Source organism: Priestia sp. SIMBA_032 (assembly GCF_046535215.1).
Taxonomy (GTDB): domain Bacteria; phylum Bacillota; class Bacilli; order Bacillales; family Bacillaceae_H; genus Priestia; species Priestia aryabhattai.
The window spans coordinates 1-1,033 of sequence record NZ_JAWRXD010000068.1 but is presented as its reverse complement, the minus strand read 5'-3'; the positions used below and the strand labels follow the sequence as shown (position 1 = coordinate 1,033).

At 31.6% G+C, this 1,033-nt stretch carries 2 protein-coding genes; both read right to left on the bottom strand.

All coding sequences use genetic code 11. From position 1 onward, the window contains the following. Positions 1–3: 3 nt before the first annotated feature. Positions 4–711 carry a GntR family transcriptional regulator gene (locus tag SB717_RS33335; RefSeq protein ID WP_374149543.1) on the bottom strand — a complete coding sequence of 236 codons (708 nt, stop codon included), beginning with the start codon at positions 709–711 and terminating at the stop codon, positions 4–6. Between the two features lie 88 nt (positions 712–799). After that, positions 800–1,033, bottom strand: a 234-nt coding sequence (locus tag SB717_RS33330; RefSeq protein WP_410907066.1) for a family 1 glycosylhydrolase, incomplete at its 5' end; no start/stop codon positions are given.

Sequence of the window (1,033 nt, the reverse complement as noted above, 5' to 3'; positions counted from 1 at the left end):
ATGTTATTTAAAATTGATACGATTTAAGATTTTTGCTTTTTGAAAGTGAAAGATTGACTTTGACCATTCAAAGATTGTTCCGTTCGTTAAACATACGGTATTTTCAATAATCAATGCTGGATCCAATGGGTGTATATTAAGAAGTTCTGCACTTTCTTCATCGATTTTTTCGCAGTTAATGACTTTATCAGCAAATCCAATGTTTAATTCTAAATCATCGATTAGGTAACTATAAATAGAATTTGACGCAATTTCTTCATTTAAATAAGGAACTACATCTTTTTTAAAGTAACTGATCTCAATAGAAAAAGGCTCCTCATCTACAATTCTCAGCCGTTTCACATAATATAGCTTAGTTCCGGGTTCACATCTTAAACTTTTTGCAGTTAATTCATCAGCTTCTACTATATGCAGAGCAAGAATTTTAGTCTCCACTTTTTTAGACTGTAAGTCTTTCGTTAGCCCTCTAAGGCTGCCTAAGTTAATATAGTCTGTGACAGATTCCTCACGCAGAAACATACCACTTCCTTGGACTTGATAAATATAGCCACGATTAACAAGCTGAGTCACTGCTTTTCTTATTGTATTACGACTTACTTCAAATTCTTTTATCAATTCTTCTTCTGTAGGTAGTTTTTTCGTTTGATTAAACTTTCCATCTCGAATTTCTTTTTCTAAACGATCTGCAATTTCTTTATATTTTATAGCCATATAATCTCCCTAGTCTGCATTCTCAATAATTTACTGCCTCTATTATACACAAAACCTCTTGATCAAAATCAAGAGGTTTTGTTTTTCCTTATAGCTCTTCTCCTCTCGTTTCAATAATATGCTTGTACCAATGAAATGAGAGTTTTTTCTTTCGGTTTAAGTTATCGTTATGATCTACGTAAATGAATCCGTATTGTTTTTTATAACCATTTAACCAGCTTAATAAATCAATAACAGACCAAGCGTAATATCCTTTTAGGTGAATGCCTTCTTGTATAGCAAGCTTAATCACTTTTAAATGTTCTTCAATATATTTAATACG

Bases quoted from the DNA above. Each gene is read 5' to 3' on its own strand.
- SB717_RS33335 (WP_374149543.1), bottom strand. From the start codon at position 711: ATGGCTATAAAATATAAAGAAATTGCAGATCGTTTAGAAAAAGAAATT.